Annotated in this window: 23 protein-coding genes and 1 pseudogene; 1 reads left to right on the top strand and 23 read right to left on the bottom strand. The window is 73.0% G+C overall.

Annotation, left to right across the window (positions count from 1 at the left end; all coding sequences use genetic code 11):
* The 17 genes and pseudogenes from AB0M46_RS44915 to AB0M46_RS44835 form a co-directional block, all read right to left on the bottom strand.
* Positions 1–336: pseudogene (locus AB0M46_RS44915) on the bottom strand (hypothetical protein); the annotation flags it as partial.
* A 167-nt stretch (positions 337–503) separates the two neighbouring features.
* Positions 504–968 carry a hypothetical protein gene (locus AB0M46_RS44910; protein ID WP_363346599.1) on the bottom strand — a complete coding sequence of 155 codons (465 nt, stop codon included), beginning with the start codon at positions 966–968 and terminating at the stop codon, positions 504–506.
* On the bottom strand, positions 965–1,405 hold the full coding sequence (locus tag AB0M46_RS44905) for a hypothetical protein (protein WP_363346597.1): 441 nt from the start codon (positions 1,403–1,405) through the stop codon (positions 965–967). The genes AB0M46_RS44910 and AB0M46_RS44905 overlap by 4 nt, the downstream gene beginning before the upstream one ends.
* Positions 1,406–1,839: 434 nt before the next feature.
* Positions 1,840–2,106, bottom strand: a complete 267-nt coding sequence (locus AB0M46_RS44900) for a DUF4314 domain-containing protein (protein ID WP_363346595.1) — start codon at positions 2,104–2,106, stop codon at positions 1,840–1,842.
* A gap of 173 nt (positions 2,107–2,279) precedes the next feature.
* Entirely contained in the window at positions 2,280–3,383 is a 1,104-nt protein-coding gene (locus tag AB0M46_RS44895; protein WP_363346593.1) for a M23 family metallopeptidase, read from the bottom strand.
* Between the two features lie 321 nt (positions 3,384–3,704).
* The gene (locus tag AB0M46_RS44890) at positions 3,705–4,613 is read right to left on the bottom strand and encodes a hypothetical protein (protein WP_363346591.1); all 909 of its coding nucleotides are present in this window, start codon (positions 4,611–4,613) and stop codon (positions 3,705–3,707) included.
* A 150-nt stretch (positions 4,614–4,763) separates the two neighbouring features.
* The gene (locus AB0M46_RS44885; RefSeq protein ID WP_363346589.1) at positions 4,764–6,350 is read right to left on the bottom strand and encodes a hypothetical protein; all 1,587 of its coding nucleotides are present in this window, start codon (positions 6,348–6,350) and stop codon (positions 4,764–4,766) included.
* Positions 6,351–6,509: 159 nt separating this feature from the next.
* Positions 6,510–7,556, bottom strand: a complete 1,047-nt coding sequence (locus tag AB0M46_RS44880) for a hypothetical protein (protein WP_363346587.1) — start codon at positions 7,554–7,556, stop codon at positions 6,510–6,512.
* A gap of 247 nt (positions 7,557–7,803) precedes the next feature.
* On the bottom strand, positions 7,804–8,271 hold the full coding sequence (locus AB0M46_RS44875) for a hypothetical protein (RefSeq protein WP_363346585.1): 468 nt from the start codon (positions 8,269–8,271) through the stop codon (positions 7,804–7,806).
* Positions 8,268–9,029, bottom strand: a complete 762-nt coding sequence (locus tag AB0M46_RS44870) for a hypothetical protein (RefSeq protein WP_363346581.1) — start codon at positions 9,027–9,029, stop codon at positions 8,268–8,270. Before AB0M46_RS44870 ends, AB0M46_RS44875 begins: the two co-directional genes overlap by 4 nt.
* Positions 9,030–9,129: 100 nt before the next feature.
* Positions 9,130–9,804, bottom strand: coding sequence for a GGDEF domain-containing protein (locus AB0M46_RS44865; RefSeq protein ID WP_363346579.1), 675 nt, complete (start codon positions 9,802–9,804; stop codon positions 9,130–9,132).
* Positions 9,805–9,895: 91 nt separating this feature from the next.
* The gene (locus tag AB0M46_RS44860) at positions 9,896–10,903 is read right to left on the bottom strand and encodes a helix-turn-helix transcriptional regulator (protein ID WP_363346577.1); all 1,008 of its coding nucleotides are present in this window, start codon (positions 10,901–10,903) and stop codon (positions 9,896–9,898) included.
* Positions 10,904–11,232: 329 nt separating this feature from the next.
* On the bottom strand, positions 11,233–11,613 hold the full coding sequence (locus tag AB0M46_RS44855) for an Lsr2 family protein (protein WP_363346575.1): 381 nt from the start codon (positions 11,611–11,613) through the stop codon (positions 11,233–11,235).
* 94 nt (positions 11,614–11,707) lie between these two features.
* Positions 11,708–12,328, bottom strand: coding sequence for a sigma-70 family RNA polymerase sigma factor (locus tag AB0M46_RS44850; protein WP_363346573.1), 621 nt, complete (start codon positions 12,326–12,328; stop codon positions 11,708–11,710).
* 276 nt (positions 12,329–12,604) lie between these two features.
* Entirely contained in the window at positions 12,605–13,567 is a 963-nt protein-coding gene (locus AB0M46_RS44845) for a hypothetical protein (RefSeq protein ID WP_363346571.1), read from the bottom strand.
* 165 nt (positions 13,568–13,732) lie between these two features.
* Positions 13,733–14,095 (bottom strand): hypothetical protein, encoded by a 363-nt coding sequence (locus AB0M46_RS44840; RefSeq protein WP_363346569.1) that lies wholly within the window; start codon positions 14,093–14,095, stop codon positions 13,733–13,735.
* A gap of 310 nt (positions 14,096–14,405) precedes the next feature.
* Positions 14,406–15,056, bottom strand: coding sequence for a hypothetical protein (locus tag AB0M46_RS44835; RefSeq protein WP_363346567.1), 651 nt, complete (start codon positions 15,054–15,056; stop codon positions 14,406–14,408).
* Here AB0M46_RS44835 and AB0M46_RS44830 point away from each other — a divergent pair.
* On the top strand, positions 15,055–15,309 hold the full coding sequence (locus tag AB0M46_RS44830) for a hypothetical protein (protein ID WP_363346565.1): 255 nt from the start codon (positions 15,055–15,057) through the stop codon (positions 15,307–15,309). The two genes, AB0M46_RS44835 and AB0M46_RS44830, sit on opposite strands and share 2 nt — an antisense overlap.
* A 573-nt stretch (positions 15,310–15,882) precedes the next feature.
* Here the strand turns inward: AB0M46_RS44830 and AB0M46_RS44825 are convergent.
* From AB0M46_RS44825 to AB0M46_RS44800, 6 genes are all read right to left on the bottom strand, one after another.
* Positions 15,883–16,884: a replication-relaxation family protein gene (locus tag AB0M46_RS44825; RefSeq protein WP_363346563.1), complete on the bottom strand. Its 1,002-nt coding sequence runs from the start codon at positions 16,882–16,884 to the stop codon at positions 15,883–15,885.
* Between the two features lie 424 nt (positions 16,885–17,308).
* Positions 17,309–19,855, bottom strand: coding sequence for a DUF87 domain-containing protein (locus tag AB0M46_RS44820; protein ID WP_363346605.1), 2,547 nt, complete (start codon positions 19,853–19,855; stop codon positions 17,309–17,311).
* 71 nt (positions 19,856–19,926) lie between these two features.
* On the bottom strand, positions 19,927–21,738 hold the full coding sequence (locus tag AB0M46_RS44815; protein ID WP_363346561.1) for a DUF87 domain-containing protein: 1,812 nt from the start codon (positions 21,736–21,738) through the stop codon (positions 19,927–19,929).
* On the bottom strand, positions 21,735–22,676 hold the full coding sequence (locus tag AB0M46_RS44810; protein WP_363346603.1) for a PrgI family protein: 942 nt from the start codon (positions 22,674–22,676) through the stop codon (positions 21,735–21,737). Before AB0M46_RS44810 ends, AB0M46_RS44815 begins: the two co-directional genes overlap by 4 nt.
* 32 nt (positions 22,677–22,708) lie before the next feature.
* Entirely contained in the window at positions 22,709–23,638 is a 930-nt protein-coding gene (locus tag AB0M46_RS44805) for a hypothetical protein (protein ID WP_363346559.1), read from the bottom strand.
* Between the two features lie 5 nt (positions 23,639–23,643).
* Positions 23,644–23,952 carry a pilin gene (locus tag AB0M46_RS44800; RefSeq protein WP_363346601.1) on the bottom strand — a complete coding sequence of 103 codons (309 nt, stop codon included), beginning with the start codon at positions 23,950–23,952 and terminating at the stop codon, positions 23,644–23,646.
* Between the last annotated feature and the right edge of the window lie 927 nt (positions 23,953–24,879).

The raw sequence follows: 24,879 nt of genomic DNA, 5'->3' as shown, positions 1-24,879 counted from the left end.
CAGCGGAATGCCGAGCAGCGGCGAGCGGACGGCCAGCGGCAGCCGGTGGGTTCTCGCACGGACCGCACCGGCATCGTTGCCGGTGTCGTTGCCGGCGCCGAGCGGATCGGTGTGGGCGGCGGCGACGGCGGGGGTGGCGTGCAGCTGCGGGATGCCGTTGCCGGCCAGCAGTGGGCTGGGACCGCTGCGCAGGATCAACGCCGGCTGGTGGGTGTCGGTGCGGGTCCGGCTGGAGAGGGTCGGGTCAGTGGCGGGATCGGCGCCGGTGGAACGGGACAGGGCATGTTCGGCGTGCAGCACGGTGGCTGGCAGGTCGAACCAGAGACGTCGGTACATGACGTGGTGTGCTCGCTTTCGGGTCGGCCGGCCTGGCTGCGCCCGCCCCTGGGCGAGCGGCAGCCAGGCGCGGCGATGGTGGTCGGGGTAGCAGCGGCGCGGCAGTCGGCAGACCGCCAAGCGCGCGGCGGGCCGGGAGCGGCCCAGGTCGGTGCTGCGGGTGCGGTTCAGCCCCGGCGCTGCTCCGCCGCTCGGGCGTCCGGTTCGTCGGCCACGCCACCGGGGATGGCCTCGTCGACGTCGTTGACGTCGTAGTCGTCGACGACCTCGGCTTGGTCGAGCAGGTTCTCGACCAAGTCCCGAGCGGCGGCGAACGCGTCGTCGCCGTCGGCGGCGGCGACGGTAACGGTCAGCGCGACGGAGAGCTTCACCGTCCAATACCGCGGCAGCGGCTCCAGCCCGAGCGCGGCGAGCAGGTCGTTGGTGACGTCGAGGTCGAAGTTGCCCGCGGCGACACCGTCGCGCACGTTGTTCCGGATCTGCGCGACCACGGCCTCGTGGGCGGCGAGTCGGGCCTCGGCCCGTTCGGCGCGCTGCTGGCAGGTGCACGGCTGCGGGGTGTCCGCCGACGTGGCAACGGTGGCGGGCGCGGTGCCGGTGTCGGCCGGGTGCACCGAATACTGGCCGGTCATCGCTGGCCTCCGGCGGTGTGGGTGAAGGTGTGGGTGGTGGCGGGGTTGGTCGGGTCGTCGGTGGACAGCACGGTGAGGGTGTCGGTAGCCGGGTCGATCAGGTACACCCACCGTTCGGACAGCTCGCCCAGGCGGGCGACCGGCACGGCGATAGGCGGTTCGGCCGGGGCGGCATCGATGGCCATGCCGACGCCGACGATCGGGGTGTCGCCGCCGAGGAAGGCGTCGTCGGTGGTGACGTCGGCGCCGAGGTAGGCCCAGGTGCAGCGCAGCAGGGCGGTGGCGGTGGCGGCGGTGTCGCCGTGGAAGGTCTGCTCCTGGATCTCCGTGAGGGCGGGCACCATGTAGTCGGGGATGGCGTCGGAGTGCACGTAGCGCAGCTGGACGACGGTCGGGTCGGTGGCGTCGGGGCAGCCGACGTAGCCTCGGGTTCCCATGATGGGGACGCTCCTTCGATGCGTGAGGTTCGGACGTGTGATCTGGCGGCGGCCCGTCTGGTCAGGGCCCGCCGCGAGCGGTGCGAGGTGGATGAGGTGCAGCTGGCGCTGGCGAGCCGGCTGCGGCGGTGCAGGCCTGCCGGGATGCGGCTCCCGACCCTCCCGACCGGCCAGGTCGGGAGGGTCGGTGCCGGCCGTCGCGGGCCGGGAGTGCCGCGTCTGTGGATGACCGGGCGCGATCGTGCGTATCCGAGGCGGCAACGGCGCGACCTCGGTGCGGGTGCTCGGCAGCGTTGGCGAGGTGCCGTGCTGGTGGCCGGGCCGGATCGGGCCTGCTGGCGTTCGCGGCAGAACCCGGACCAGTGGGTCTGGCCGTCGTGGTCGCCGGTCGCGGCAGCACCAAGTGGGCAGCGCCGGGCGGGGCCGGAAGGTCGTCAGGACGGCTCGCCGGGCTGGGTCGTCTCGATGATGGTGAAGGTGTCTTCGCCGTCGATGAGGCCGAGCTGACGGCCGTCGTCCCAGCGGACGTGGGTGGTGTTGCGGCTGTCGACGAGGGTGACGGTGCCGAGCGTGCCGGGCAGCAGGGTGGTGTACGGGTCGCTGCAGTGCAGCACCTGGACCCGGTCGCCGATCTTCGCCGGCGGTACTGCGGGCGTCGTCGGGTCGTCGCTGGTGCGGTGTTCTGGACGCGGGTCGGGCATGGACGTGTCCTCTCTGGGCTCGTCTGGTCTTGTCGTGGGTGTGCGGCACGTGGCGCCGCTGCGGGTATCGGGTCGGCGCGTGCTACGCCCTGCTGGGCGTGGCGATTCGGTGGCGCGGCGGAGGCCGGACGCTGTGCGTGCCGTGGATGGCTCCGCTGTGGGTCCGGGTGTTGTTACTGGCTGACGCCGAGTGGGGCGCCGACTGCGGCCATGAACGGCACGGGATCGACGGCGCTGGCGGGGCTGTGGTCGTGGCCGCCGTCGGCGCTGAGATGCGTTTCGTAGTGGACGTGGGGGCCGGAGGAGTGGCCGCTGCTGCCGGTGACGCCGATGATGTCGCCGGCGGCGACGGGTTGGCCTTCGGTGACGGCGGGGTGGGTGAGCATGTGGCAGTAGCGGGTGACGACGCCGCCGGGGTGGTCGATGTCGACGTACCAGCCGCAGCCTCGGGTGAGCTGCGGGTCGCCGTCGCGGTCGCAGCCCCAGTCGGCGCCGGTGCGCACGTCGACGGCGTTGCACCGCACCCGGCTGACGACACCGGCGGACGCGGCGTGGATCGGGGTGCCGCGGGCGGCGATGAGGTCGACGCCGTCGTGGGTGGGCCGGTCCGCGGTGCGGAACCCGGACCCGACGTGGGCGGCGACGGGCTGGGTCCAGCCTTCGGCGCTGAGGGTGATGTTGCAGGCGGCGAGCGCGCCGGTGAGACCGGTGAGGGTCTGCACGATGGTGACCGCGTCGGGTTCCCATTTCGCGTACGCGTCGGGGAAGGCGCTGACCTGCACCTGCTGCGCTGCCTCGGTCAACGGCATGCTCTGCCAGCCGTCGATCGTCAGCAGCTTGTCGTAGAACTTCCCGGCCGCGTACGCCGGGTCCATGAGCTGCTCGACGCTGCCCCAGCCCTGCGACGGGCGTTGCTGGAACAGTCCGACGGAGTCCCGGTCGCCGTAGCGGATGTTGCGCAACGACGACTCCTGCATCGCTGTTGCCACGGCGATCACCCACGCCCGGGCCGGGAGTTGCCGCTGCACGCCGACGGCGATGATCGCGGCGGCGTTGCCGACCTCGGTGGCGTCCCACAGCCCGATCGACGGGAACACGCCGCCCACAGCGGTGGCCGTGGCCGGCGGCTGCGCGGTGCTGCGGTTGCTGCCGTTGGGGTGTGGGGCGCAGCTGGCAGCGGCGCCGCCGCCGGTAAACAGCACACCGGTGAGGCCCGCGCAGATGAGGATGACGGCGCAGACGAGGCAGGCGATGAGCGCGAGGATGCGGCTGGTCACGGCCGGGCCGCCTGGCTCGGCGGGCCGGCGGCACCTGCCGTACCGGCGGCGCGGATCGCGGTGACCCTGATCTGACCGGCTGAGCGGGTGCGTACGGTGTTCGTGTGGTCGAGGTGGTGCATCGCGGCGGCGTCCTCTCAGACGGGTGTGGGCGGGCACGCCGCGGCGCCCACACCGTCCGGGGGCTTCGGCTCATGGGCCGGGCCCGTGGATGGCTGGGCGCCGCTGGCGTGCTACCGGCCCGGCGGCCGGTGGTGGTGGTGATCGGTTTGTGGGGAGCGGGTGGTGGTGACTGGGCAGCGGCGTTGCGGCGTCCGAGGGTCAGATGCCGAGGCGGTGCCGGCTGACCGGATGGCCGTCGCCGGTGTGGACGGTGACGGTGCCGGCGCCGGGGTCGAGCAGGTACAGCCAGGCGGTGTCGAGTTCGCTGAGGTGCGCGAGGGGAACGACGTCCGCCGGTTCCGGCTCGCCGACCGTGCCGACAGTGCCGGGCGTGCCGGTCGTGGCGTAGGTAAGACCGACGCCGGCGATCGTCCGCCGCCCGGTGACGTCATGGCCGTCGGTGGCAGTGGTGGGGTCGAGACGGTGCCAGTCGTGGGCCAGGAGCCGGCTACCGAGGTCGGTGCTGTCGTGGCCGGTCGCGGTGAAGATCCGGCGCAGGGTGGGCAGCATGGTGTGCGGGTGGCCGCCGTGTTCGACGGCGCGGACGTGGACGACGTGCGGGCGGTGCTGGTCGGTCAGCCCGATGAGGCAGCCGCTGTCGAGGTAGTGCACTGCGCCGCGGGCATACCGGTCCGGCCCGGGTGTGGTCGTGGCGTCGCTGTCGAGGGCTTCGATCGCGGCCCGGATCGTTGTGGCGAGGGTCGGCTGGTACGCGACGTCGCCGTCGACGGTGCGTAGGGCGGTGTCGGTGCCGTCGGCGAGGTCGGTGATGCCGATTGCCCAGCCGTGCCCGGCGTGCGGGGCGAGCAGCTGCGCCTGCGCGGTCCCGTCCGGCGGGGTGAGTACCAGCAGGTACACGCCGCCGCCCGCGGCCGCAGTGGCGTGCGCGGTCCACCCGTCGGGCAGCATGTCGGCGGCGAGGTCGGCAGCGGCTGTGGCGACCTCGCGGGTCTCGTCGCTGATCCGGGCGTGCCGGGCGGTCGCGGTGGACGCGGTAGCGGCGCAGGAGCCGGTCCGGTGGTTGATCGGGCGGTGGTGCGGGACGTCGGTGCGGTAGTCGGATGACATGGAAGGTGTTCCTCCTGAGTCGGTTGCATGGCGTGCCGTCGGTACGCGGATGTCGGTCGGCGATGGGTGACACAGGCAGGGCGGCCGGTCCACGAGGGTGGGCCGGCCGCCGACGTGAGGCCGGTTCGGCAGGTCGCGGTCAGGTCGCGGTCAGGTCGCGGAGCGCTCTGTGTTGCCGTCGCGGTGTGTGCCGTGACCGGGTGCCGGCGTCGGCTCTTGCCCGCTGCCGGCGGGCTGCGTGCCGGCGGGCAGCAGGTGCCGCCACGCGGTGCCGGTCCAGTACTGCCAGCCGGCGCCGTACGGGTGCGCCGGTTGGTGGCGGAGGTGCTCGCGGACGTCGCGGAACGCGGCGGGGCTGTCCGGGCGGGGCGTGACCCGCACGACGGCGAGGGTGCTGCCGGTGTCGTCGAGCAGCCGGACAAGGGTGTTCCCGGCCGCGGTCTCGGCACCGGTGGCGACGCTGAGCCGGTACTCGTCGGCGAGGGTGTCCAGGAGCGCCGCCTCGGTCATCGGCTTTCCGCAGTGCCGGGCCGCGGCCACGTACGCCTGCCACTGCGCGGCGTCGAACGGGACGCTGGTCGCGGCCAGGTGGGTGGGCCACAGCCCGCCGAGGACGGCCGCGATCAGGTCGCCGTTGTAGTGCAGCTCGGCGACGAACGTTCCGTTCGGGCGGTGCCGCACCGCGGTGACCCGGTACGGGTCCGGTGCGACCCTGGTGTACGGGGCGTGGGTGAGCAGCACCCATTCCTGCTGCCGGTCCGGTTCGGGCAGGTCGCCGGCGATGCGGTCGCAGTCGTACGGGTCGACGGCCTCCCAGCACCAGCTCCAGCCCATCACCACGTACCGGCCGTCGTCGTCGGGTCCGATGCGTTCGACGTCGTCGGGGTCGCCGGAGACGCGGGTGGAGTCCACGATGATGACGTCGCCGTCGAACCGGACCCGGGCGAGGCTCTCGTCGACGTGCCGGTCCAGGTCGGCGGCGACCCCGGTGGCGGCGACGTGCCGGCGGTAGGTGTCGCGGTTGTGCTGCAGGTCCGCGACGATGGCGTCGGCGACAGCCCGGGTGCAGCGGAACACGGCGAACCCGTTCCAGGTGTCGATGAGGGTGCCGACGTAGCCGCGCCGGATCCGCCACGCGCCGTCGCCGTCGGTGTGGCAGCCCCAGTCGCCGGCGAACACGCCGACGCCGCCGAGGGTCAGGCGGTCCGGGTGCAGGCCGGTGAGGTCGCGGTCGTCGCCGGTCGGGCTCAGCGTCCGCCGGCACGCGGCGGCGATCGCGTCGGTGAGAGCGGTGTCGAACCCGTCGTGGTAGGCGGTCTCGGCCTGCTGCCACTGTTCCCCGGTGAGCCCAGCGGCGGCTGCCGCGTGGTCGCCGCTGCTGGTGCCGCGGTGCCGGGCGGCGAAGCTGGCGGCCCAGCCGGAGTTGGTGCCGGGCAGGGTGTCCAGGACGGCTGGGTCGCCGTCGGTGATCCCGTCGAGGATCCTGCGGGCGGCTGGCCCGGGGTCGCCGGTGGTCCGGCCGCCGATGGTGTCCTGGATCCACCATTCGGCCGCATCGGCGCCGTCGGTGACGCCGACGGTGCGGATGGCGTCGAGCAGGTGCGGCCAGTCGAGCGTCGCGTTGGTCTCGGCCGGGCCGGGACGGCGGTCCGGGGTGCCGGTGCCGCTGATGTCTGGCGTGGTGTCCGGGCCGTCGGTCGGGTCCTGTGGGGCGTCATGGTCGTCGTGGTCGGGCATCGGTCCTCACTTCGGTTGCAGGGGTCGGTCACGGCTGGCTGGTGGCCGGGTTGTCGGGTGGTGCGGGTGTGGCGAGGACCGCGTCGCCCGGGCGGGCGACGCGGTCGGTGTGCCAGGTGCGGGAGGTGCGGGAGGTGCGGGAGGTTGGTGGCCGGTGGGTCAGCGGGCGAGGACGGCGACTTTCTCGCCGTGCAGCAGCGGCGCGCCGTCAGGGCCTTTGATGTGGCCCTGGACCCAGGTCCGGTACGGCTGGCCGTCGCTGTCGGTGAGGCGCCGCCAGTGCCCGCGGACGAAGAACCGGACCCGGTAGTGCCATTTCGCTTCCCCGTCGCCGGGGTCGACGGCGGGGCTGCTGCGGCGCAGCATCACCACCCGGGTTTCGTGGGTGATCGACGCGCGGGCGGCGCGGCGTCTGGCCGGCCGGTCGGCCGGGGTTCTCGGCGTGACGGTGATCGGTTGCGCCTGGATGCGCCAGAAGGCGTAGAGGATGGCGGCGAGGACGTTGGTGCGATTGCCGTCGTCGGCGATGACGTAGCGGCCGTCCGGGGTGCTGGACCAGTCCAGGTCGGCGTCGTCGATCGGCGGCGTGTCCGGTGGTGCCGGGACCGGGGCGGCGATGGGCAGCGTGGCGACGTTGTTGAGCAGGTAGGGGCCGAGTTCGGCGCGCAGCGCCGGATGCCGGTCCAGGTCGCGGCAGACGGCGACCGCGGTCGGGTCGTCCGGGTCGTGGACCGGGCTGTAGGAGCAGATGAGCCAGCACCGGTCCCCGGCCGGGGTGTTCATCGTGGTCCAGGTGATCGCGCCGATCGCGAACGCGATCCCGTTGCGGCGGCGGTGGTAGATCGGCTCGGGTAGGAACAGCACGCCGCCGTCGCAGGGGGCGATGTCGGCGGTGAGCAGGTCGCCGGTGAGGTCGAGGGCTTCGCCGGCGGCGGCGACGATCGCGGTCATCGCCGGGGCCAGCACGAAGCTCTCCCCGCCGGCCCAGGCGGCCTTGCTCGCGCGGGCGACCGCGTCGACGACCGTGTCGGCCCTGGCGGCGGGGTCTTGGCTGCCCAACCCACGCTCGGCGGGCAGGAGGTTGGCGAACAGTTCGCCGAGGTAGTTCAGGCCGAGGATGCCGCTGTGGGAGTCGGCCATCCGGATCCGGACGTCGACGGCGGTGCGGGCGTAGTCGGTGAGGGTACGGGCGTCATGGAAGGACATCTGTCGCCTCCGGAGGTTGGGCCGGTGGCGGCACGCCACCGGCGGGCGGAAGGGATCGGTGTCGCCGGTGGAGCGGAAGGTCATGTCGTGCGATGACGGTCCCGGGCCGCATCGGGCCGGCAGGGACGGGTGGAGGTCGTTGCGGGGCGGTAGGGGTCACTGCCGGCGCTCCGGGCCGGGGAGTGTCGCGGTCCGGCCGGGTTTCGGGCGGCGGTGGTGGTGATCGACGCTTGCCTTGGTGCGCAGGTCAAGTTGTCGCGGCGGTGTCCGGGGGGCCGTACGCCGTGGCGGTGTCCAGGGCTTCCTGGGCGTGCAGGAGGGTGGCGCTGCCGCTGATGGCGTCGATGAGCCAGATGGTGACGTTGTACAGCGGGTTGTCGGTGTCCGGGACGTCGTCGATGGCCGGCTCAGGCCGCACGAACCGCAGGACCCGGGCGGCGTTGCACAGGTCGGCCAGGATCGTGTAGGTGGCCTGCCCGGTGGTGATCGCCGCCGTGCAGCGCTGCAGCGTGGTCCGGAGATCCTCGACGGTGCGCAGGTGTCGGTCGCGGTCAGCGACCGCAGTTGCCGTGCTCAGCGCGGCGGTGACCGCGGTGAGGTCCTCGACGCACAGGTCGAGCCAGAACGCGACGTTGGCCGCGGCGCTGTCCCGGGTCCGGCGCAGCTGCCAGGTGAGCAGCTCGACGGTGAGGTCGGCCGGTCCGGGCGGCCTCACCGGGCGCCGCCGTCCGGAGCGCGGCGTTCGCGCCGGCCGGTTCGGGCGGCGGTGAGCAGCGCGGCCAGACCCGGCTGGGTGGCCGGGGTGTCGTGCGGATCGGGTTCGTCGTCGACGACGACGGTCGCCGGAGCTCCGGGGAGGCAGATGGCCTGGTAGACGCGTCCGTCGACGTCCACGGCGTCGACGCGGCGGACCGGGACAACGGTGACCTGCGCGATGCTGCTGTCGCCCACAGTGTTTCCTGGGTTGTGTCCGGACGTTGCGGCGTCGGGGTGGACGCCGGTGTGGATGTCGTCGTAGAGGACGGCGCAGGCGACCAGCCGCATCCCGGCGTTGGCCGTGGCGAGCAGACCGGCGACGATCTCGGCCACGTCGGCGGCCTCGACGGCCTCGACGGCCTCGGCGTCGTCGTGCGGGGTGTCGCCGTGTGGTGCGGTGGCTGCGGTTCGGGGCGAGTGCAGCGCGGTGGCGAGGTCGGGCAGGAGGTCCGGCAGTCCGCGACGGTGGGTGTCCAGCAGCCGTCGGCTGATGGGGACCGGGGTGCAGGTCATGCACCGGCTGTCCGGTGTGATGTCCGGGGCCGGGCCGTCGTGCAGCAGGAGCAGATGGTGGACGTGCCGGTGCGCGCCACGCGTGCGGTGGCTGCCGGGCTCCGCGGCGGGTCGTCGGGTGCGGACGGGTGCGGGGACGTCAGCGACTTCGGCGGCGGTGAGGAGCCAGCCGGCGAGGGCGTGGACGGTGTCTGGTGACAGCATGGGTGTGGGAACTCCCTTGGACGGCATGAGGTGCCACCGACGCCGCCCCGGTTGTGGGGCGGCGTCGGCGGTTGCGGGATTCGGGTCGGGTTTGGGTGGGTCAGCGGCGCCGGTCGCGGCAGCGCCGCGATGCCGCGGGCGGTACACCGCCGGTGGTGGCGACAGCGCCCGCGCCGGGGGCGGCGGGTTGGTGGCGGTGCGGGCCGCTGGGTCGGGTCTTGGCCTGGTACATGGCTTCGTCGGCCTCCTGTAGCAGGACGCGGGCGGTGATCCCGAGCCGGCTGGTGGTGTAGCCGACGCTGGCGCGGACCGCGATGGTGACGCCGTCGTCCAGGACGACGGGGGCGGCGCCGACCGCGTCGGCTGCCGCGTGCGCGGCGGCGCGGATCTCGTCGGGTCCGCCGTGGGCGAGGACCGCGAACTCGTCGCCGGACAGTCGGGCCGCGAGCACCGCCGGTGCGGGCACCGCGTGGAGACGGTGCGCGACGGCGGTGAGCAGGTCGTTGCCGGTCTCGTGGCCGTGGGTGTCGTTGACCGCTTTGAACCCGTCGAGGTCGAGCAGGATGACGCCGAACGGGCGGCCCGCCGCGACGGCGTGCTGCACCGCGGTGAGCAGCGTCCGGCGGTTGGGCAGGCCGGTGGTGTCGTCGTGGCCGGCCTGATACCGGGCGGTCCGCAGCGCGCGGTGCAGCCGCCACAGCGGCAGCGCGGCGAGCGTGAGCCCGGCCACCAGACCGCCGGTTGCGGCGACGGTGAGGTCAGGAATCGAGGACAATGGTGACGCTCCTGTCGTTGAGGAGCACCGGGGCGGGCACAGGTAGGGGGAAACTTCCAGCGCCCGCCCCGGGCTATCGCTGCGCCGCCGGTCAGACGGACGCGGGAACCGGCGCCGGCTCAGCCGACTCGCCGGAGTCGGCGGTACCGGCGGTACCGGAGGTGCCGGCGGTACCGGAGGTGCCGGCGGCGAGTTGGAACTGCACCGGGCGTTCGGTCGCGACGGCCGCGCCCTGACGCTCGAGCCGCTGCCCGGACAGCACGACCGCGCCCGCGCTGGCCTTCGGCAGACCTTTACCTGCGTCGGCCTTGTCGATCAGCCTGCACAGTTCGCTGACCTTGAACGCCTGATCCGGGTGCGCCTCGAGGATGGTCAGGATCGACCGGTCCAGTTCGCCGGGGGCTCGCCGCCGCGCGGGCGAGCTGCCACCCGGCGCCGCCCCGGTGGGCTCGGTGGGCTCGGTGGGCTCGGCCGTGGATTCTGTGCGGGCGTCGGTGTCGCCGGATTCCCCGCCGGTGGTGTCCGCATCGATGTCGTCGCTGGTGGCCGCGACCTCAGCGGTGGTGTCCGCGGTCGGCGGTGTGGGCCTGGGCGTCGTGTCGTCGGCGGGTGGGGCTTCGCCTGCGGTGCCGGTCCGGTCGCCGGGGTCGCTGTCCGGCAGCGGCGCCGCCACCGGCTGGGACTGACCGGTGCCGGTTGCCGCTGGTTCGTCGTTCACGACGTCGGCCGGCAGCGCGGTGACCGTCGCAGCTGGCGGTGTGCCGGCGTCGGGCGTATCTGCCGTGTCTGCCGTGTCGGTGGTGGTGTCGGCGGGCGGCTGGTCGGCGTTGGTGAGGTACCACACGATCTGGCCGTTGTCGGCCTTGCGGGAATCGGTGAGTCCGATGCTGTTGAGGTTGCGCAGCTTCTTGGTGGTCGTGGGGTAGGCGATGCCGGTGTGCTCGGCGAGGTTGCCGGCGGTGATGTCGCCGAGCTCGGCGAGGGCGGCGAGGATCTGCCGTGATTTGGCGTCCAGTGGCGGCACGGCGGCGGCGGCCACGGCGACGTCCGTGGTGGTGCCGTTCGTCGGGTCGGTGGTGGGGTTGGTGGTGTCGGGCATGTGAGGCCCCGTTTCTCCTGCCGTGGCAGGGTTTCGTGGTGTGGCGTGCACTGATGCACGCTTGACCGGCGGGTGAAGGCAAGTCGGTGTGCCCAGTCCTTGGGACATACCGGTGTTGTGTGGCCGCAGCAGGTGGGTGCGGTGCGCGCCGATGCATCCGGCGCTTGGCGCGGACGCTGACCGCGGTCAGCCGGTGGCCCTGTCGGGGCCCGTTCGAACTGGCCGTCGGTTGGTGTGCGGTGCTGCGGCGGACGGTTGGAACGCCGATACCGGCCGGTCCGCGGATGGGCGGACCGGCCGGTGCGTGGCGCGGACGTGCCGCGCGGGTGTTACCGGGTGCCGCGCCGGGATTGCGCGGCCTGATCGGCGGCGTAGTCGGCGCGAACCCGGTTCGGGATCGTGCCGCGGTCGCGGTGGGCGGGCAGGTCGCGGCGCTGCCAGTTGTCGGCCCACCAGGCACGCACCGCGACGGCGTCGCCGGTCCCGGCCGTGACGGCCGTGGTGGGCTTAGCGCGGCCGGCGGCGGGCCGTTTCGGCAGCCTGCGGCCGGCGGCGACGTAGGGTGCCAGGACCGCGCGGAACCGGTCGATGTTGCTGGGCGTCAGGTCGATCTCGTAGTCGACGCCCTCGAGGGTGAAGGTGTAGGTGGCGACGTCGTCGGTGCTGTTGTCGAGGTCGTCGGTGACGATGTGCCGGATCAGTCTGGCCATGGTGCTGGTCCTCCTTGCGGGTCGCGGACACGGTGGGATGCCTCGCCGGTAAGCCGGCGGCGGCGCTGACGGTCGGTTCCGGGGTTGCCGCCGCTCAGGCGGTGCACAGTTCGTGCAGGCGGCGCAGCGCACGGCCTTCGAGCCAGCGCATGGCGTCGATGGTGCGGCCCATCTGCGCGGCGGTCGTGGTGCGTGTCTGCCCGTCGAGGTACCGCAGTTGCATGGCACGGCGCTGGTCGGGGGTGAGCCGGGCGAGCGCCTGCGGGAACCGGGCGAGGGTGATGGCCGCGATCGTCCGGCCGGCGGCAGGTGCGGGTCGGGGACCGGCGGTGGCGCCGGAGCTGGTGAGCGTGCGGTCGGTGTAGATGGTGTGCGCGGCGCGCAGGTAGCGCCGCTGCGACCAGCCGTGGTTCGTCATCGCCCGGGCGGCGAGGCGGCGCATCGACCCGCGCAGGTCCAGTTCGATCCGGTGCGGTTCGGCCAGGGCGAGGCAGTACGCCTCCTGCACGAAGTCCTCGATCAGCTCGCGGTCACGTCGCCAGACCCTGAACCCGACGAACCGGGTGAGGTCCTCCACGGTGCTGCGGTAGAGGTCGGTGAAGGCGTCGCGGTCGCCGGCTCGGAGCCGGGCGGCGAGGATGATGTCGGCCGCGTTCACCGGCCGCCGGAACCGGCGGGGATCGCGGGCGGAGGCCCTGCTGTGCCTGGTGGTCATGAACGGATTCCTTTCGACAGCAGCCCGTCTGAGGGCCGGGAAAGCGGAATCCGGGCACGACCGTACGGCCGTGCCCGGAGGGTGCGCTGATGCGCGGGGTGGCCGGGCAACGGCCAGGTCGTGCGGTCATGCAGTCGTGCGGGCTGGTGCGGGCTGGTGCGAGTTGATGCGGTGGTGTATCCGCCGGATGGCCTGGTGGCGGAGCACCCGCTGGTGTGGCTCGCCGGGAGTGCGGGTTCAGGCCATATCGCGCGGCGGCCGGGCGCCGGGGTCAGATCAGCGGGCGTCCAGGACGTCGGCAGCGCCGTCCGGGTCGGCGGGTGGGGCGAGGGTGTGGATCTGGTGCGCCGGCAGGGCGACGGTCTGTTCGACCGGCGCCGCGGTGTCGGCGTCGACGTACCGGTAGGTGGCGTCGGCACGGATCTCCCGCCGGATCCGGGTGGGGGTGACCGGGGTCAGGTCGTGGCGGGGTACGCGCCGCCACTGGTAGCCGTCGCCGCCGAGGACCGCGATCGCGTAGTCGTCGAAGTCGTCGACGACGACCCACAACTGCGCGCGTTGCTCCTCGTCCCAGCGGTCGCCTCGCACGGTGACGATCTCGCCGGGGACGAGCGGACCGGTGTCAGGGCGGTCGGCGGGGTCGTGCTGGTCGGTGACGTCGCGCCCGGGGGCGCTCGCGGTGAGGCCCACGAGGTGGTCCAGCGCGGCCCGGGCCGCGCCGCTGCTGCCTGTGAGGGTGGCGTGCGCCGGCACCGGCATGCCGGGTTCGGTGACCTGGACGGCGCCGCCCGGCTGGCCGTCACCGAGGATCATGTTGTACCGGCGGCCGTCAATGTCGGCAGCGATCAGGACGAGGATCGGTGTATCTGCGGCGTCCTGATCCGGTCCAGGACCGGAGCTGGGGTTGACGGCGGGTCCGGTCGGGTCGTCGTACATGAGGGTGAAGCCGACGACGGTGAACCGCGGGTCCGGCTGATGCTGGGGCAGCCACTGGGCGGCGGTCGCGATCAGCAGGTTGCTGAACTCGGCCACGCCGACCCGGGCGGGCAACGCCCGGTCGCTGTCCCAGTTGCGCCACACCGACTCGTGGATGAGGTTGAAGTCGAAGGCGTTCGGCCCGTTGGCCGGGTGGTACTCGGCGATGATCTGGAACTCGGGTGCGGCCAGAGGGCCGCGGCGGCTGGTGGCGTACTGCGTCAGACCTGCGGTGAGGCCTGCGACGGTCTCCGGTGTGAGCATCGGCGGTCCGTTCGGTAGATGGTGGCGACCGGGGCGGGCAGCGGCCCGATCGGCAGCGGTCGTGTGGTCCGCGGCGCGGGGAGGCGCTGCGGCAAAGGGGAAAGGGCGGCCAGTTCGCCGGCCGTGCTTGGATCGCGCCCCGGCCCGGGGCGCCGGGCGGTGCGGTTACCGGTCCTCGTGCACCGGCCGGATGCCACTGGCACCGTCGTTGTCGCCGGGGCGGCGGGCGACGCCGAGGTGCAGGTGGCCCGCCGACAGGGTGAGGGTGAACAGGTCCTGGTCATCGGCGGCGGCGCGGAGCCGGCGCAGGACAGCACCCGGGACAGGGACGTCGGTGAGGATGCCTCCATCGACGCTGACGGCGGCCGGAGCGGCGACCGGCATGGCGCCGGGACCGTAGCCGTCGGCGTAGACGACGCGGACGCCGTCGACGTTCGGCTGCCACGATGCGGCCGCGAGGGGCGGCTGCCCGTTGGACAGCAGGTAGATGCCACTGGCGGCGACCAGCAGCAGCGCCGGGCCGGCCATCGCGCCGTGGATGGGGGTCGGCGTTGGTGTCGGCGGCTGCGGCGTGCTCGGCGAGGACGAGGACCTCGTCGAGCGGGAAGGTCAGTTCGAGCACGGGCGGGCCTTTCGACGGGTTGCGGGGGGCCGGCTGTACCGGCGGCCGGCGGGTGCACGTTGGGGTGGACCTCCCAACGTGGCGAGCGCCGCGCACCGGCGTGGCAGCGGCGTGTGGTGGAGCCGGTCGGGCAGCACACTGCGAGGTCCCCCGGGTACAGGGATGGCAGCTGGCTGTCCCGACCGGTTCCGGTGGGTGGTACTGAGTGGTGCTGTGTCAGAGGGCGACGGCGAGCAGCCGCTGGTCCTCGTCGAGGTCGGCGAGGTAGCGGTTGGCCTGCTCGAGGTAGGTCACCCGGTGGGCGAACGCGTCGCTGGCCGGTGCCAGTCGGGTGCCGTCGGCGGTGATGAGCGTGTCAGCGGTCAGCGCGATGCTGGCGCTGTAGTGCTGATAGGCCATCGGGCCGGCCTGGAACATCTCCAGCTCGCGGAGGTTCAGGCGGCCGGCGCCGTAGGTGACGGCGTTGTGCATCCGCATCGCGATGACGCGGGGCTGGTTGTTGTACCGGACGATCGCGTCCTCAAGGGACAGCTTCGCCGGGTCGGCGATGTGCTGCAGCAGCAGCTGCGGCCACGGCATCGCGGGGCGGGTGCCCTGCACGACGCGGGACCACACCTGGTACCGGACACCGGCGCCGACAGCGGCGGCGTGACGCATACCAGCGAGGTCGAGCAGTTTCGCCGGGCCTCCGGCGCAGTAGACGGGCTGACCCTTGCGGGGGTCGACCAGCTGGCTGCGCTGCCACATCCACATGCCGGGCGTGGCCCAGAAGCGGGGGGCGAGGGTGCCGGAGACACCGAAGTGTTTGTCGAGCTGACGGCTGACGAGTGCCTCAGCGGGCAGCTCTGCCGGCACGCAGATGATCATGGTGTGGACCGTCGGGACCAGCTCGGCCTTGCGGGCCGGTGTGGCGGCGTTGGTGGCCGGCGTGGCGCTGGTGGTGCTGGCGTTGCTTGCCGGCGTGGTGCTGGTGGTGCTGGCGCTCGGTGCCGGCGTGGTGCTGGTGGTGCTGGCGCTCGGTGCCGGCGTGGCGCTGGTGGAGCTGGTGCTCGGGGTCGAGCGAGTGGTCCGGGTGGTGACGCGGCTGGTGCGGGTCTTGGCCATGAGGGGTCCTCCTTGAGGGTGGGCGCTTGAGGGCGCACAGCAGTGACCGGCCCACTGGGTTCGTGGGTCGGTTCGGACGAGAGGTTGGGGATTGGTGGCGCTTGGGTGCGGCGCCAGTGGTGCTGGGAGTTGCGGTGGTGCTGTGGTCTGGTGCGACCTGGGGGTCGCCGCGCGGTGCGGGTACCGACCGGCCGGTGAGGGCGGGTGGGTGGCGGGCACCGGGTGGTGCGGCGGGTTGTCCCTCAGGTGGGACCGAACCGGGTGGAGAAATATATGTGGGGTTGTGTAGTGCCGTGAACGGTAGCGGCCCGCACTCACAGCGCCCAGACCGAATAAACCGGCGACCTAGCAGGCGATATAGCGGGTGACCTGCACTGTGAGCGGTTGTGAGCGGACGGGCCGCGCGGTGCATGGTGTCGCGGTGAGACGACGCCACGCTCACAAAGGATCTTGTGGTGTGACAGTCGCTGGCTGTGACAGCGTGCCGGTGGCTGTCCTGCACGGCGTTGACCTGCGCTGTGAGCGGTCGGGGGCGGCCTGCGGCCGGTTGTCACGGGCAGGCGGGCGCCTGGGGTGTGTCGAGCGCGGGTCAGTGTTCGTAGTGGCCGGGGTTGGTGCCGGAGCGCGGCCCGTGGTCGGAGGGCAGTTCGTGCAGCTGCCAGCGGCGGCCGGGGTTGGCGGGCAGATCGGTGGTGAGGGTCCAGACCCGCCCGGCCGGGTCGGGGCCGTGCACGGCGGTGGCGACCGGCATCGGCAAACGGACCCCGGTGAGGAGCCGCAGGATGTTCGTCTGCCGTTCGAGGGTGGGCAGCCACAGCAGGACCGGGTAGCGGGGCCCGAACTCGGTCAGGCGGGCGTACGCGCGGAGCTTCGCGACCACGCGGGGGAGGTCTTCGGTGCCGCGGTCGTGTTCGAGGAAGAACCCGACGGTGCGGTCGTGGGCGTGCCAGATGCCGTGCCCGTCGGGGCGGATGCCGGACTGGGCGTAGACGTCGGTGGCGTGCTGCTCGGACCACCAGCGCACCAGCCGCGCGCCCGCTGCGTCTGGCCCGTTGGACGCCTCGCTGTGCCGGGCGGCGGCGAGCAGGTCGACGAAGAACTGGTTGACGCCGAGCAGGTGCGCCGCGCTCGCGCTGGCCGCGATCCGCCGTGCACGCTCCAGGGACGTGCGTGGTGCCCGTGCGTGCCGGCCGTCGGGGTCGTCGTAGGCGTCCGGGTACAGCTGCAGACCGACGGGGCCGAGGGTGTACAGGTACGGCACGGCTGTGTTCTCAGGGTTGGGGTAGGCGAAGCGGTGCACCACGTCGAGGCGGTGCAGGGTCGTGAGCCGTCGTTGTGCGGTACGCCGGTTGTCGAAGTACACCGCTGCGATCTGCGGCGTGGACAGCAGGTAGTGCTCCGCCAGCAGGGCGAGGAGGGCCCGGTCGCGGGGCACGATGCGACGGAACACCGCAAGAGGATCCGCACGCACGAGACGGGCGCCGGACGCTGCGGCAGCGGACATGATCGCGACCGGCGGGGTAGGCGGGTCGGACAGGTCGGACAGGTTGGACGGGTCGGGCGGATCGGACGGGCTGGAGGTGGACCGCACTGAGGACATGGGACCAGGTACGGCCGGACCGGGAGAGCCGAGGACAGGAAGACCAGATGCTGGGGACCGAGAGGCAGAGGAGCGAGCAGAGGAGCGACCGGATGAACTACGGGTAGAAGAAGAGGAAGCGGGATCGACGGGATCGACTTGAGCGATATGCGGGTCGGATGACATGGGTGTTGGTACTCCTGGGGAGGAAGAGATCCCTCGTTTCCGAGGGGTGTCTGGCGGGTGAGAGGCGCCGGTGCGGGCGCTGTCAGGCGCACGTGCTGCACTGACAGCGCAGGTCAGGCAGGCCGGCGAGTGTCGCGGCGGGACAGGTGAACGTCGGACACCACGACGGGGTCGACGAGCACCTTGACGACGCCCCTGCGATAGCGGACGCCGTTGATGCCGTGAGTCCGATTGACCGGCGAGGTCGTGCTCAGGTTCTGGGCTGTTTCGGCCGTGCCCGCCGCCCATCGCCACCACTGTTGCCACCGTTGCCGGCGCTGGGTTGTTTCGGCTGTGACAGCCGCTCGACGAGGGCGTCGATGGCGCTGGTGTCCTGTTGGGGGACGGCCGCCGCGGCGGCCTGCCGGATCGTGGTGGCTTCCCCCACGACCGGCTTCGGTGGCCGGGTGCGCATCGTGAACGCCGGGGTCTGACGGCCGTTGACGACGAGACGCGCGGCGGCGGTGTACGCGTCGAGGTGGGACAGGTCGTGCTCGTCGAGCTCGGGCAGGGTGTGCCGGCCGAGGACTCTGGCGTCTTCCGGCGCGACCGTGAAGTAGATCTTGTTTCTGGCGTTGGAGGACGCGGCGGCGAGGAGGTCCTTGGGGAACTGGGCGAGGTCCTGGTGGGCCAGGACAAGGGATAGCCGATACTTGCGGGCTTCGGCAAGCATCGAATCGAGGGAATTCGCCAGGGTCAGGAAGTTCTGCGCCTCGTCGATGATCAGCGTGGCGTCGCGGCGCTTGTCCGGGGCGACGGTGGCGCGGGCCGTCGCGGCCTGCCACACCTGCGCCAGGACGAGGGAGCCGAGCAGCCGGGTGGTGTCCTCACCGAGCTGCCCTTTCGGGATGCGGACGAGCAGCGCACCACCGTCGAGGACCTTGCCCATGTCGAAGCTGGACTTCGGGAACCGCATGGTCTTCTTCACGAAGTCCCGCAGCAGGAACGCCCGCAGTCGGGCGAGGACGGGCCCGATGACCTGGGAGCGCAGGGCCGGGTTGAGTTCGTCGTACCACTGCCAGAACCCGGCCAGGCCGGCCGGGTCGTCGAGGTCGACGGTCATCGCCGAGCGGAACTGGGCGCTGTTGAGCAGCGGCGGGATGTGTTGCAGGGTGACGTTCGCGTGCCGGAGCAGGGTCAGGCACGCCACCCGCATGACGTCGTCCATCCGCGGCCCCCACGCCTTCGCGAAGATGTTGGCGAAGATCGACACGATGTTGTCCACGACCAGGTCGGGGTCGGCGCCTTCCAGGGGGTTGAGGCAGGGCGGGTTCGGCTGGTCCGGGTCGTAGATGACGAGGCGGTCACCGAGCCGGTCGGCGACGTCGGCGGGGAGCCGGTCGAGGATGTCGGTGATCATGTCGCCGTGCGGGTCGATGACGACGGTGCCGCGTCCCGCCTTGATCTCGTCGACGGCCAGGTTGACCAGCAGGGTGGTCTTGCCGGAGCCGGTGGACCCGACGACGTGCAGGTGGTAGCGGGCGTCGGTGACGGACAGGCCGACGCCGTGCCCGCCGACCTCGGCGTCGCCGAGGACCTTCACGCCGCGGCCGCCGGCTGGGACCGCGACCGGGGCGGGCATCGACTTCGCCCGGGCCCGGTCCAGGCCGGGGACCGCGAGGTCCCGTGGGAGCGCGGCGAGGACGGCGAGCTCGTCACCGGCGAGCAGGAACCCGCCGCCGAGGCGCCGGCCGGCGAGGACCGCGACGGGCTGCGGCATCCGGGCTCGGTGGCCGAGGCGGTTGCGGGCGGCGTAGACGGCGAAGCTGGACGCGACCGCGTCGGCGATCCCGCGCAGCCGGCCGACCGGGTCGGCGCCCGGCCGGGTCCTCGTTGTGGCGAGGGCGTAGCGGATGCCGGCGGTCCACAGCGGCTGCGCGGTCTTGTCGAGGATGGCCCGCACGTCCCGTTCGACCTGCGGGTCGCGGCGCTGCGCCTGACCCGCCGTGCTGCGCCGTGCTGAGCTACCGGTCTGGAACGCCTCCAGGAGCCACAGGATGGGGGCGGCGGGGTTGATGACCGGCACGGCGGTCTTGCCGTCGCGCAGCCGTCCGGCCGCCCGCCGGGCCCGGGCTGCGCGCCGCGGCGGTGCGGGCCGGGTGAGGATCTGCACGCAGGCGTGTTCCCCGGGGCGTAGTTGCGCGCCGGCGGCCATGAGCGCGCGGAGCGGGTCGGCGTCGAAGTCGGTGTTGAACGGCAGCCACTCCGCGGCCTGCGGCAGCAGGTGCCCACCGACCGCCGGGGCGGCGTCCAGCGGGATCGGGGCCTGGACGTCGTCGACGGTGCTGGTGGCGGCGCTGGGCCAGGCGGCGCGGATCGCGGCCTCGACCGCGCCGCGCGGGACGCTGCCGGGGACCCAGACGGAGATCAGCAGCTGCCGGCCGGTCCACGTGTACTGCCACACGACGTGCGGCGCCCCGTAGAGCAGGCGGCGCCGGCGGGAGGGGGTGAGGGTGCCGTGCAGGTTCGCCCACAGCGCCGCCGCGGCGTGCTCGTCGACCTCCGGCGGCGGCGCGACGGTGACGAGCCGCGCGTCGGCGGCGTGGTGGGTATGCCGCCACCCGTCGAGGAGGTTCCGTCCGGCGACCCACACCACCAGCGCGGCGGCGGCGACGGCGAGCAGCCACGGCCGGTCCGCGGCCCAGTGCACGGCGTCGACGACCCGCGCCACGACCGGGCCGGACGGGGGGCTGAAGGGTGGGGAAATGACACCGGCGCCCGGCCCGGAAGGGCTGGGCGCCGGTGACAGCGCAGGCATCGAGGACGGCGGCGGCGGGTGGCTGGGAGCGGCGAGGATCCACACCGCGGTCCCGCCGGGCTGCGGCGGGCTCACAACGCGGCCTCGTCGTCGTCGAGGTCATCATCGAGGTCGAGCAGGTCCGCCGGTTTCGTCGTGGCGAGCAGGTGCTCGCTCGGCGAGGCGATCGACTCGAACGCCGTCCGGTTCGTCCCTGAGATCAACAGGCCATGACCGGTGCGGGCGGCGAGCAGCATCCGCCGTTCCCCGACGGTGAGCCCGAACGCGTCACCGACGGCCTCGATCGCCTGGGATGCCTGTTTGAGCAGGACCTGCGTCGCCGCGTTGGAGACGACGGCCATGCCGAGGTCGGTGCCGAGGACGTCGGCGACGTCCTGGGTGATGACGGTCAGGCCGGCGTTGCGTTTCCGGCTCGCCTTGGACATGACGGCCAGGAACCGGGCGCCTTCGCCGTCGCGCATGAGCAGCCACGCCTCGTCGACCACGACGAGGCGCCGCGTCGCGAGGCGCCGGTTGCCAGGGGCGTCGACGCTGCGCCAGATCGCGTCCAGGGCGAGGAGCGTGCCAACCGTCCGCAGCTCGTCGGGCAGGTGCCGCAGCGACCACACCACCAGGTGCCCGTCCGGGCGGGTGGTGGTCGGTCCGTTGAACAGGTCGGCGAACGACCCGTCGACCCACGGGGCGAGCCTGGCGGCAAGCTGTGTCGCGGCCGGGTCGTCGTCGCCGCGCAGCGCGGCGGCGAGGTCGGCCAGCTGCGGGGCTCGCCGGTGGTGGGTGGCCGGGTCGGCGGTGATCCCGGCGGTGCGGTAGGCGGCGAGGATGGCCCGGTCCAGGGCGGCGCGTTCGGTCGGTGGTGGCTGGTGACCGAGGAGGACCGCGATGAGGGTGTGCAGGAACAGGCCGCGGCGGGTCAGCACGTCCGGCCGGGTGTCCCCGACGGGCAGGTCGAGGGGGTTGATCTTCACGCCGGGCCGGCCGAGCTGGACGACGGTGCCGCCGACGGCGTCGGCGAGGCGCAGGTACTCGTCCTCGGGGTCGACGATGGACACCTGCACGCCCTGGTACAGGTTGCGCAGCACGTCGAGTTTCACGAAGTAGCTCTTGCCGGCGCCGGAGCGGGCCAGGACGACCGAGTTGTGGTTCTCCTGCGTCCACCGGTCCCACCACACGATCCCCGAACTGTCGGGGTTGATGCCGTAGAGGACACCGCCGGTCGTGGCCTTGTCGCCGGGCAGCGGCGCCGGCAGATCCGCCGACGCGAACGGGAACGCGGCAGCCAAGGCTTGGGTGTCCATGGTCCGCAGCAGCTGCAGGGAATCTGTCGCCAGGGGCAGGGTGGTGGTCCAGCCGGGCAGGTGCCGCCACGTCGCCGGCTGCACCTCGATCAGCGTCGACGCGGCGGCGGCCTTGACCTGCGCGCACGCGTCGAGGAGTTCGGCCTCGGTGCGGGCGTGCACAGTGAGGTACAGCCCGACCCGGAAGAGTTTCGCGGCGCCGCGGGCCAGTCGCTCGGCGAGGTCGGCGGCGTCGTCGGCGGCGGCCTCCACGTAGGGGTCGACGAGTTTGCCCTTCTCCGCGTCGGCGCGCCGCGACGATTCGAAGCGGGCGCGCTGGGTGCGGAGCCGTTTCGCCGCGATCGGCGCCGGGAGCGGGTCGATGTGCAACGCGAGGTCGAGCCGGCCGGGCCAGGACAGCAGCGGTTCCAGCCAGGCGGGGCCGACTTCGGCGGGGTAGCCGGTGACGACGAGGGTGGCGGCGTAGCCGTCCCCGACGCGCAGCATCCGCGGGGTGACCTCGACCGAGGCTGGCGCCACGGTCGCGGCCAGCCCCGCCGTCTGCGGGGCCGCCGCGGCGGCCGGCGCGGTTCGGGTGAACAGGTTCATGACGGTGTCCTTCTGCGGGTCTTGGTTGGCGCCGTCCGGGGTGCGGCGGTGATGACCGCGTCGGGGGCGGCGAGCCCGCCGGGCCGGGACGGCCGGTACGGGTCCGCGGCTGCGGCGAGCGCGGCGGTGACCGCTGCGCCGTCCAGCGCGCGGGTGGTGACGCCGAGGCCGGACAGGGCGCGGACGGTGTCGTCGGCGCGGCGGCGGGCAGCGTGCTCGCCGCGTTCGCCACTGCCGGTGCGGGTGACGATGAGGACCTGCCGGCGCAGCGGGTCACGCCGCTCGGCGAGGTCGGCGAGGAACCGCGCGTGGTCGGCGCACGCCGCGGCCAGAGCCGGGTCCGGGAGCCGGTCCGCGGCGCGGGCCAGGGTCCGAGCGGAGGAGGCCAGGTCGACCGGCTGCGCGGACACCACGATCTGGGTCGGGGTGGCGAGAGAGTTGAGCCACCGGCCGAACGTGTCGATGAGAGCGGCCTGCTCGTCGGCGGTACGCAGCGCGAGGTTGACGCTCGTCGCGGCAACCAGCGCCGCGGTCGTGCCGCCAGCCCGGTCGGTGAGGCTGATCTGCCCGTCGTCGCCGATGGCGTCGGCGGGCAGCTTCAGCGGCGCCGGCAGCATCACCTTGCTCGCCGGTGCCTGCACCCAGTCCGGGGCTCTGGCGGTGGTGTCGGTGGTGGTCAGCGCGCGGGGGCTGCGGGCGTGCCGCAGCCCGGCGAGCAGCCATACGTCCAGGGACATCCCGTCGCGGCGGCCGACGGCAACGCCGAAGACGAGGCCGCCGAGCACGACGAACGTGCCGACGAGGACCGGGACGGGCAGTACGGTGTGCAGGGCGTTCCAGGCGCCGTAGCCGATGACCGCGGCGACGGCGAGGATCGCCAGCTGCCGGAACGTCAGCCCGTAGACGACCTTGTCCGGCGCGTCGACGTCGGCGGGCATCCGGGCGCGGACGGACGCTTCGTCACGGCGGTTCACCGGCCCACCGCCCGTACAACCCTGCCAATGCCCGGCACGGCGCGGGTCAGCTGCTGCACCACGACGACCCGGACGATCATGCCGAGGAAGTTCGGGCGTTGACCGCCGGAGGACAGCGCCCGGCGCATCAGGCCGGGGATCTTCACCGTGGTCCAGAGCAGGACCATGACGATGAAGAGGTTCATCATGCCGCCGGGCTCGTACGGCAGGCCGAAGACGGGCAGCATGGTGTCGCCGTCGGTGAGCAGCCAGTTCCCGGCGTACAGGGTCATGGCCTGCCCGATGGGGATGGCGAGGGTGATGCCGTAGGAGCGCCACCACAGCTTCGCGACCGGGTCGGTCTGCGGCAGCGCGTGGCAGGCCAGGGCGAGCGGCGCGACGGCGGTCAGGATGAGGACCGCGGAGAACCGGCCGAGCATGGAGAACGCGGTCGCGCCGAGCAGGATCAGGATGATGACCATGCAGACGACGAACAGCAGCTGCACCGACTGGTCCTGCCAGGCGATCAGGTGCTGCTTGATCCCGTTGATCGGGGAGGGTCGCAGTTCGCCGTCGCCGCCGAGGTCGTCCTGGACCAGCGCCTGGGTCAGAGCGTTGGCGAGTTCGATCATCTTGGCGCACCACAGCTGGCTGAAGTGCGAGGCGATGAACCCGACGATGCACCGCGGGAGCAGGTCTTTGGCGGTGTAGCGGGACCGTTCGTCACCGCCGGCGAGCATGGTGAGCACACCGGCGGCGACGAAGAACAGCACGAAGCAGAGGTCGACGATCAGGACCGATCGGCCGGTCAGGGCCTGCACCTGCGGCAACGTCGTAACGTCCGGGGTCTTGAGCAACGCGTTGGTGATCACACCGATGAGCGCGTCCAAGCAGGCCATGACCGCTTCGGAGAACCAGTCGAGGATGTTGTCCAGGAGCCAGCCCATGATCGTCAGCCCCCGACGATGCCCTGGACGACCTGCAGCAGGATCGGTGCCAGAACGGCCAGGCCGTAACCGATGAGCGCGTTCTTCAACGCGCCTTTGGCCTTGTCGACCTGGGCCGGGTCACCACCGGCGGTGGCCCAGTACACCCCGGCGAGGACGAGGAACAGGGTCGCCACCGCGGCGAGGATGCCCATGATCCACGTCTGCAGGTTGGCGATGACGACCGGCAGCGCGTTGGCCGCCACGACGACGGAGGTGTCGAGGGTGCCGGGATCGGCCGCTGCGGCCGACGGCACTGCCACCAGCGCGACCATGGCTCCCACCGCGGCCAGCCCGCGTACGGCGAGCCGCCACACGCCGGGCTGGTGCGCGACGCACGGCGGGTCACTCGGCTGGCCGGTCGGTTCCGGGCCGTCCGCGAGGCCGGCGACCGTGACGGTCGCCGTGTCTGTGGCCGGGTTCGTGACGGTGGTTGTTGTCGGAGGAGTGGTGGTGTGCGGGTTGTGGGCACGCAGACGTGCCCGCGGGAAGCGGGACATGGTTGGGGTTCACCTCCCGCCCCGCGCCGCGGCCGGCATCGGCGCCAAGAGGCGCGGGTGCGGGCGGGGCGGCGCGGGGCGAATGCTCGAGACAGCGGATGTGGCCGCTGCCGAGCGGGACCCCGGTGGGCGAGTGCGGTTGCGCAGCCGCGACGCGCTCGGGAGGAGCTCGTCCTCCCTTACGGGTCAGGCTGTGGGATGAGGTGTCAGCGCATCACGATGGCGCGGCACCCGAGGCGCGCGGCTGGCGCAGCACTCGCGGCACGGGGTTCGCCCGGCGGCGGACAGAACCCCCAGCACCCGGTGGGCCATCGAAGGCCGCAACGGGAAGCCGCGAAGTCCTGCACCCTCCTATCCGGGTTTGTGAGCCGTGGCGAACGCCCCCACCACTCACAGCCACTCACAGCCGCACACAGCGGCTCACAGCCCTCCGGCAGCGGCTCATGGCCGCACACAGCTCGGCTCACAGCGGCCGGACGGCGCACGCGGACCGTGTCACGGTCATGGACATCAGGGCCGCCAGAGGGCCCGGAGACCGCTCACAGCCCATCCGGTGCCTCGAACGCCTGCGCGTCGACCACTGGCACCGCGACGGCAGCCGGGGGACGCAGCAGAAAGCGAAAGGGCCGTGGGGGGGGGGGGACCAGCTCGCGGGAGAGCAGGCCCAGGAACGGGGTCGGGGGTGAGTGGCGGGGGGGGACC

Source organism: Dactylosporangium sp. NPDC051485 (assembly GCF_040682015.1).
GTDB lineage: Bacteria > Actinomycetota > Actinomycetes > Mycobacteriales > Micromonosporaceae > Dactylosporangium.
This window is presented reverse-complemented; position numbering and strand designations above follow the sequence as displayed.

Excerpts from the sequence above, each read along its gene's own strand:
- AB0M46_RS44890 (WP_363346591.1), bottom strand. The coding sequence starts at position 4,613 with ATGTCATCCGACTACCGCACCGACGTCCCGCACCACCGCCCGATCAAC.
- AB0M46_RS44800 (WP_363346601.1), bottom strand. The coding sequence starts at position 23,952 with ATGGTCGCGCTGGTGGCAGTGCCGTCGGCCGCAGCGGCCGATCCCGGC.
- AB0M46_RS44860 (WP_363346577.1), bottom strand. The coding sequence starts at position 10,903 with ATGCCCGACACCACCAACCCCACCACCGACCCGACGAACGGCACCACC.
- AB0M46_RS44900 (WP_363346595.1), bottom strand. The coding sequence starts at position 2,106 with ATGCCCGACCCGCGTCCAGAACACCGCACCAGCGACGACCCGACGACG.
- AB0M46_RS44885 (WP_363346589.1), bottom strand. The coding sequence starts at position 6,350 with ATGCCCGACCACGACGACCATGACGCCCCACAGGACCCGACCGACGGC.
- AB0M46_RS44850 (WP_363346573.1), bottom strand. The coding sequence starts at position 12,328 with ATGACCACCAGGCACAGCAGGGCCTCCGCCCGCGATCCCCGCCGGTTC.
- AB0M46_RS44845 (WP_363346571.1), bottom strand. The coding sequence starts at position 13,567 with ATGCTCACACCGGAGACCGTCGCAGGCCTCACCGCAGGTCTGACGCAG.
- AB0M46_RS44855 (WP_363346575.1), bottom strand. The coding sequence starts at position 11,613 with ATGGCCAGACTGATCCGGCACATCGTCACCGACGACCTCGACAACAGC.
- AB0M46_RS44830 (WP_363346565.1), top strand. The coding sequence starts at position 15,055 with ATGGTGTGGACCGTCGGGACCAGCTCGGCCTTGCGGGCCGGTGTGGCG.
- AB0M46_RS44905 (WP_363346597.1), bottom strand. The coding sequence starts at position 1,405 with ATGGGAACCCGAGGCTACGTCGGCTGCCCCGACGCCACCGACCCGACC.
- AB0M46_RS44910 (WP_363346599.1), bottom strand. The coding sequence starts at position 968 with ATGACCGGCCAGTATTCGGTGCACCCGGCCGACACCGGCACCGCGCCC.
- AB0M46_RS44870 (WP_363346581.1), bottom strand. The coding sequence starts at position 9,029 with ATGCTGTCACCAGACACCGTCCACGCCCTCGCCGGCTGGCTCCTCACC.
- AB0M46_RS44815 (WP_363346561.1), bottom strand. The coding sequence starts at position 21,738 with ATGAACCTGTTCACCCGAACCGCGCCGGCCGCCGCGGCGGCCCCGCAG.
- AB0M46_RS44805 (WP_363346559.1), bottom strand. The coding sequence starts at position 23,638 with ATGGGCTGGCTCCTGGACAACATCCTCGACTGGTTCTCCGAAGCGGTC.
- AB0M46_RS44820 (WP_363346605.1), bottom strand. The coding sequence starts at position 19,855 with ATGCCTGCGCTGTCACCGGCGCCCAGCCCTTCCGGGCCGGGCGCCGGT.
- AB0M46_RS44810 (WP_363346603.1), bottom strand. The coding sequence starts at position 22,676 with ATGCCCGCCGACGTCGACGCGCCGGACAAGGTCGTCTACGGGCTGACG.
- AB0M46_RS44840 (WP_363346569.1), bottom strand. The coding sequence starts at position 14,095 with ATGGCCGGCCCGGCGCTGCTGCTGGTCGCCGCCAGTGGCATCTACCTG.
- AB0M46_RS44880 (WP_363346587.1), bottom strand. The coding sequence starts at position 7,556 with ATGTCCTTCCATGACGCCCGTACCCTCACCGACTACGCCCGCACCGCC.
- AB0M46_RS44835 (WP_363346567.1), bottom strand. The coding sequence starts at position 15,056 with ATGATCATCTGCGTGCCGGCAGAGCTGCCCGCTGAGGCACTCGTCAGC.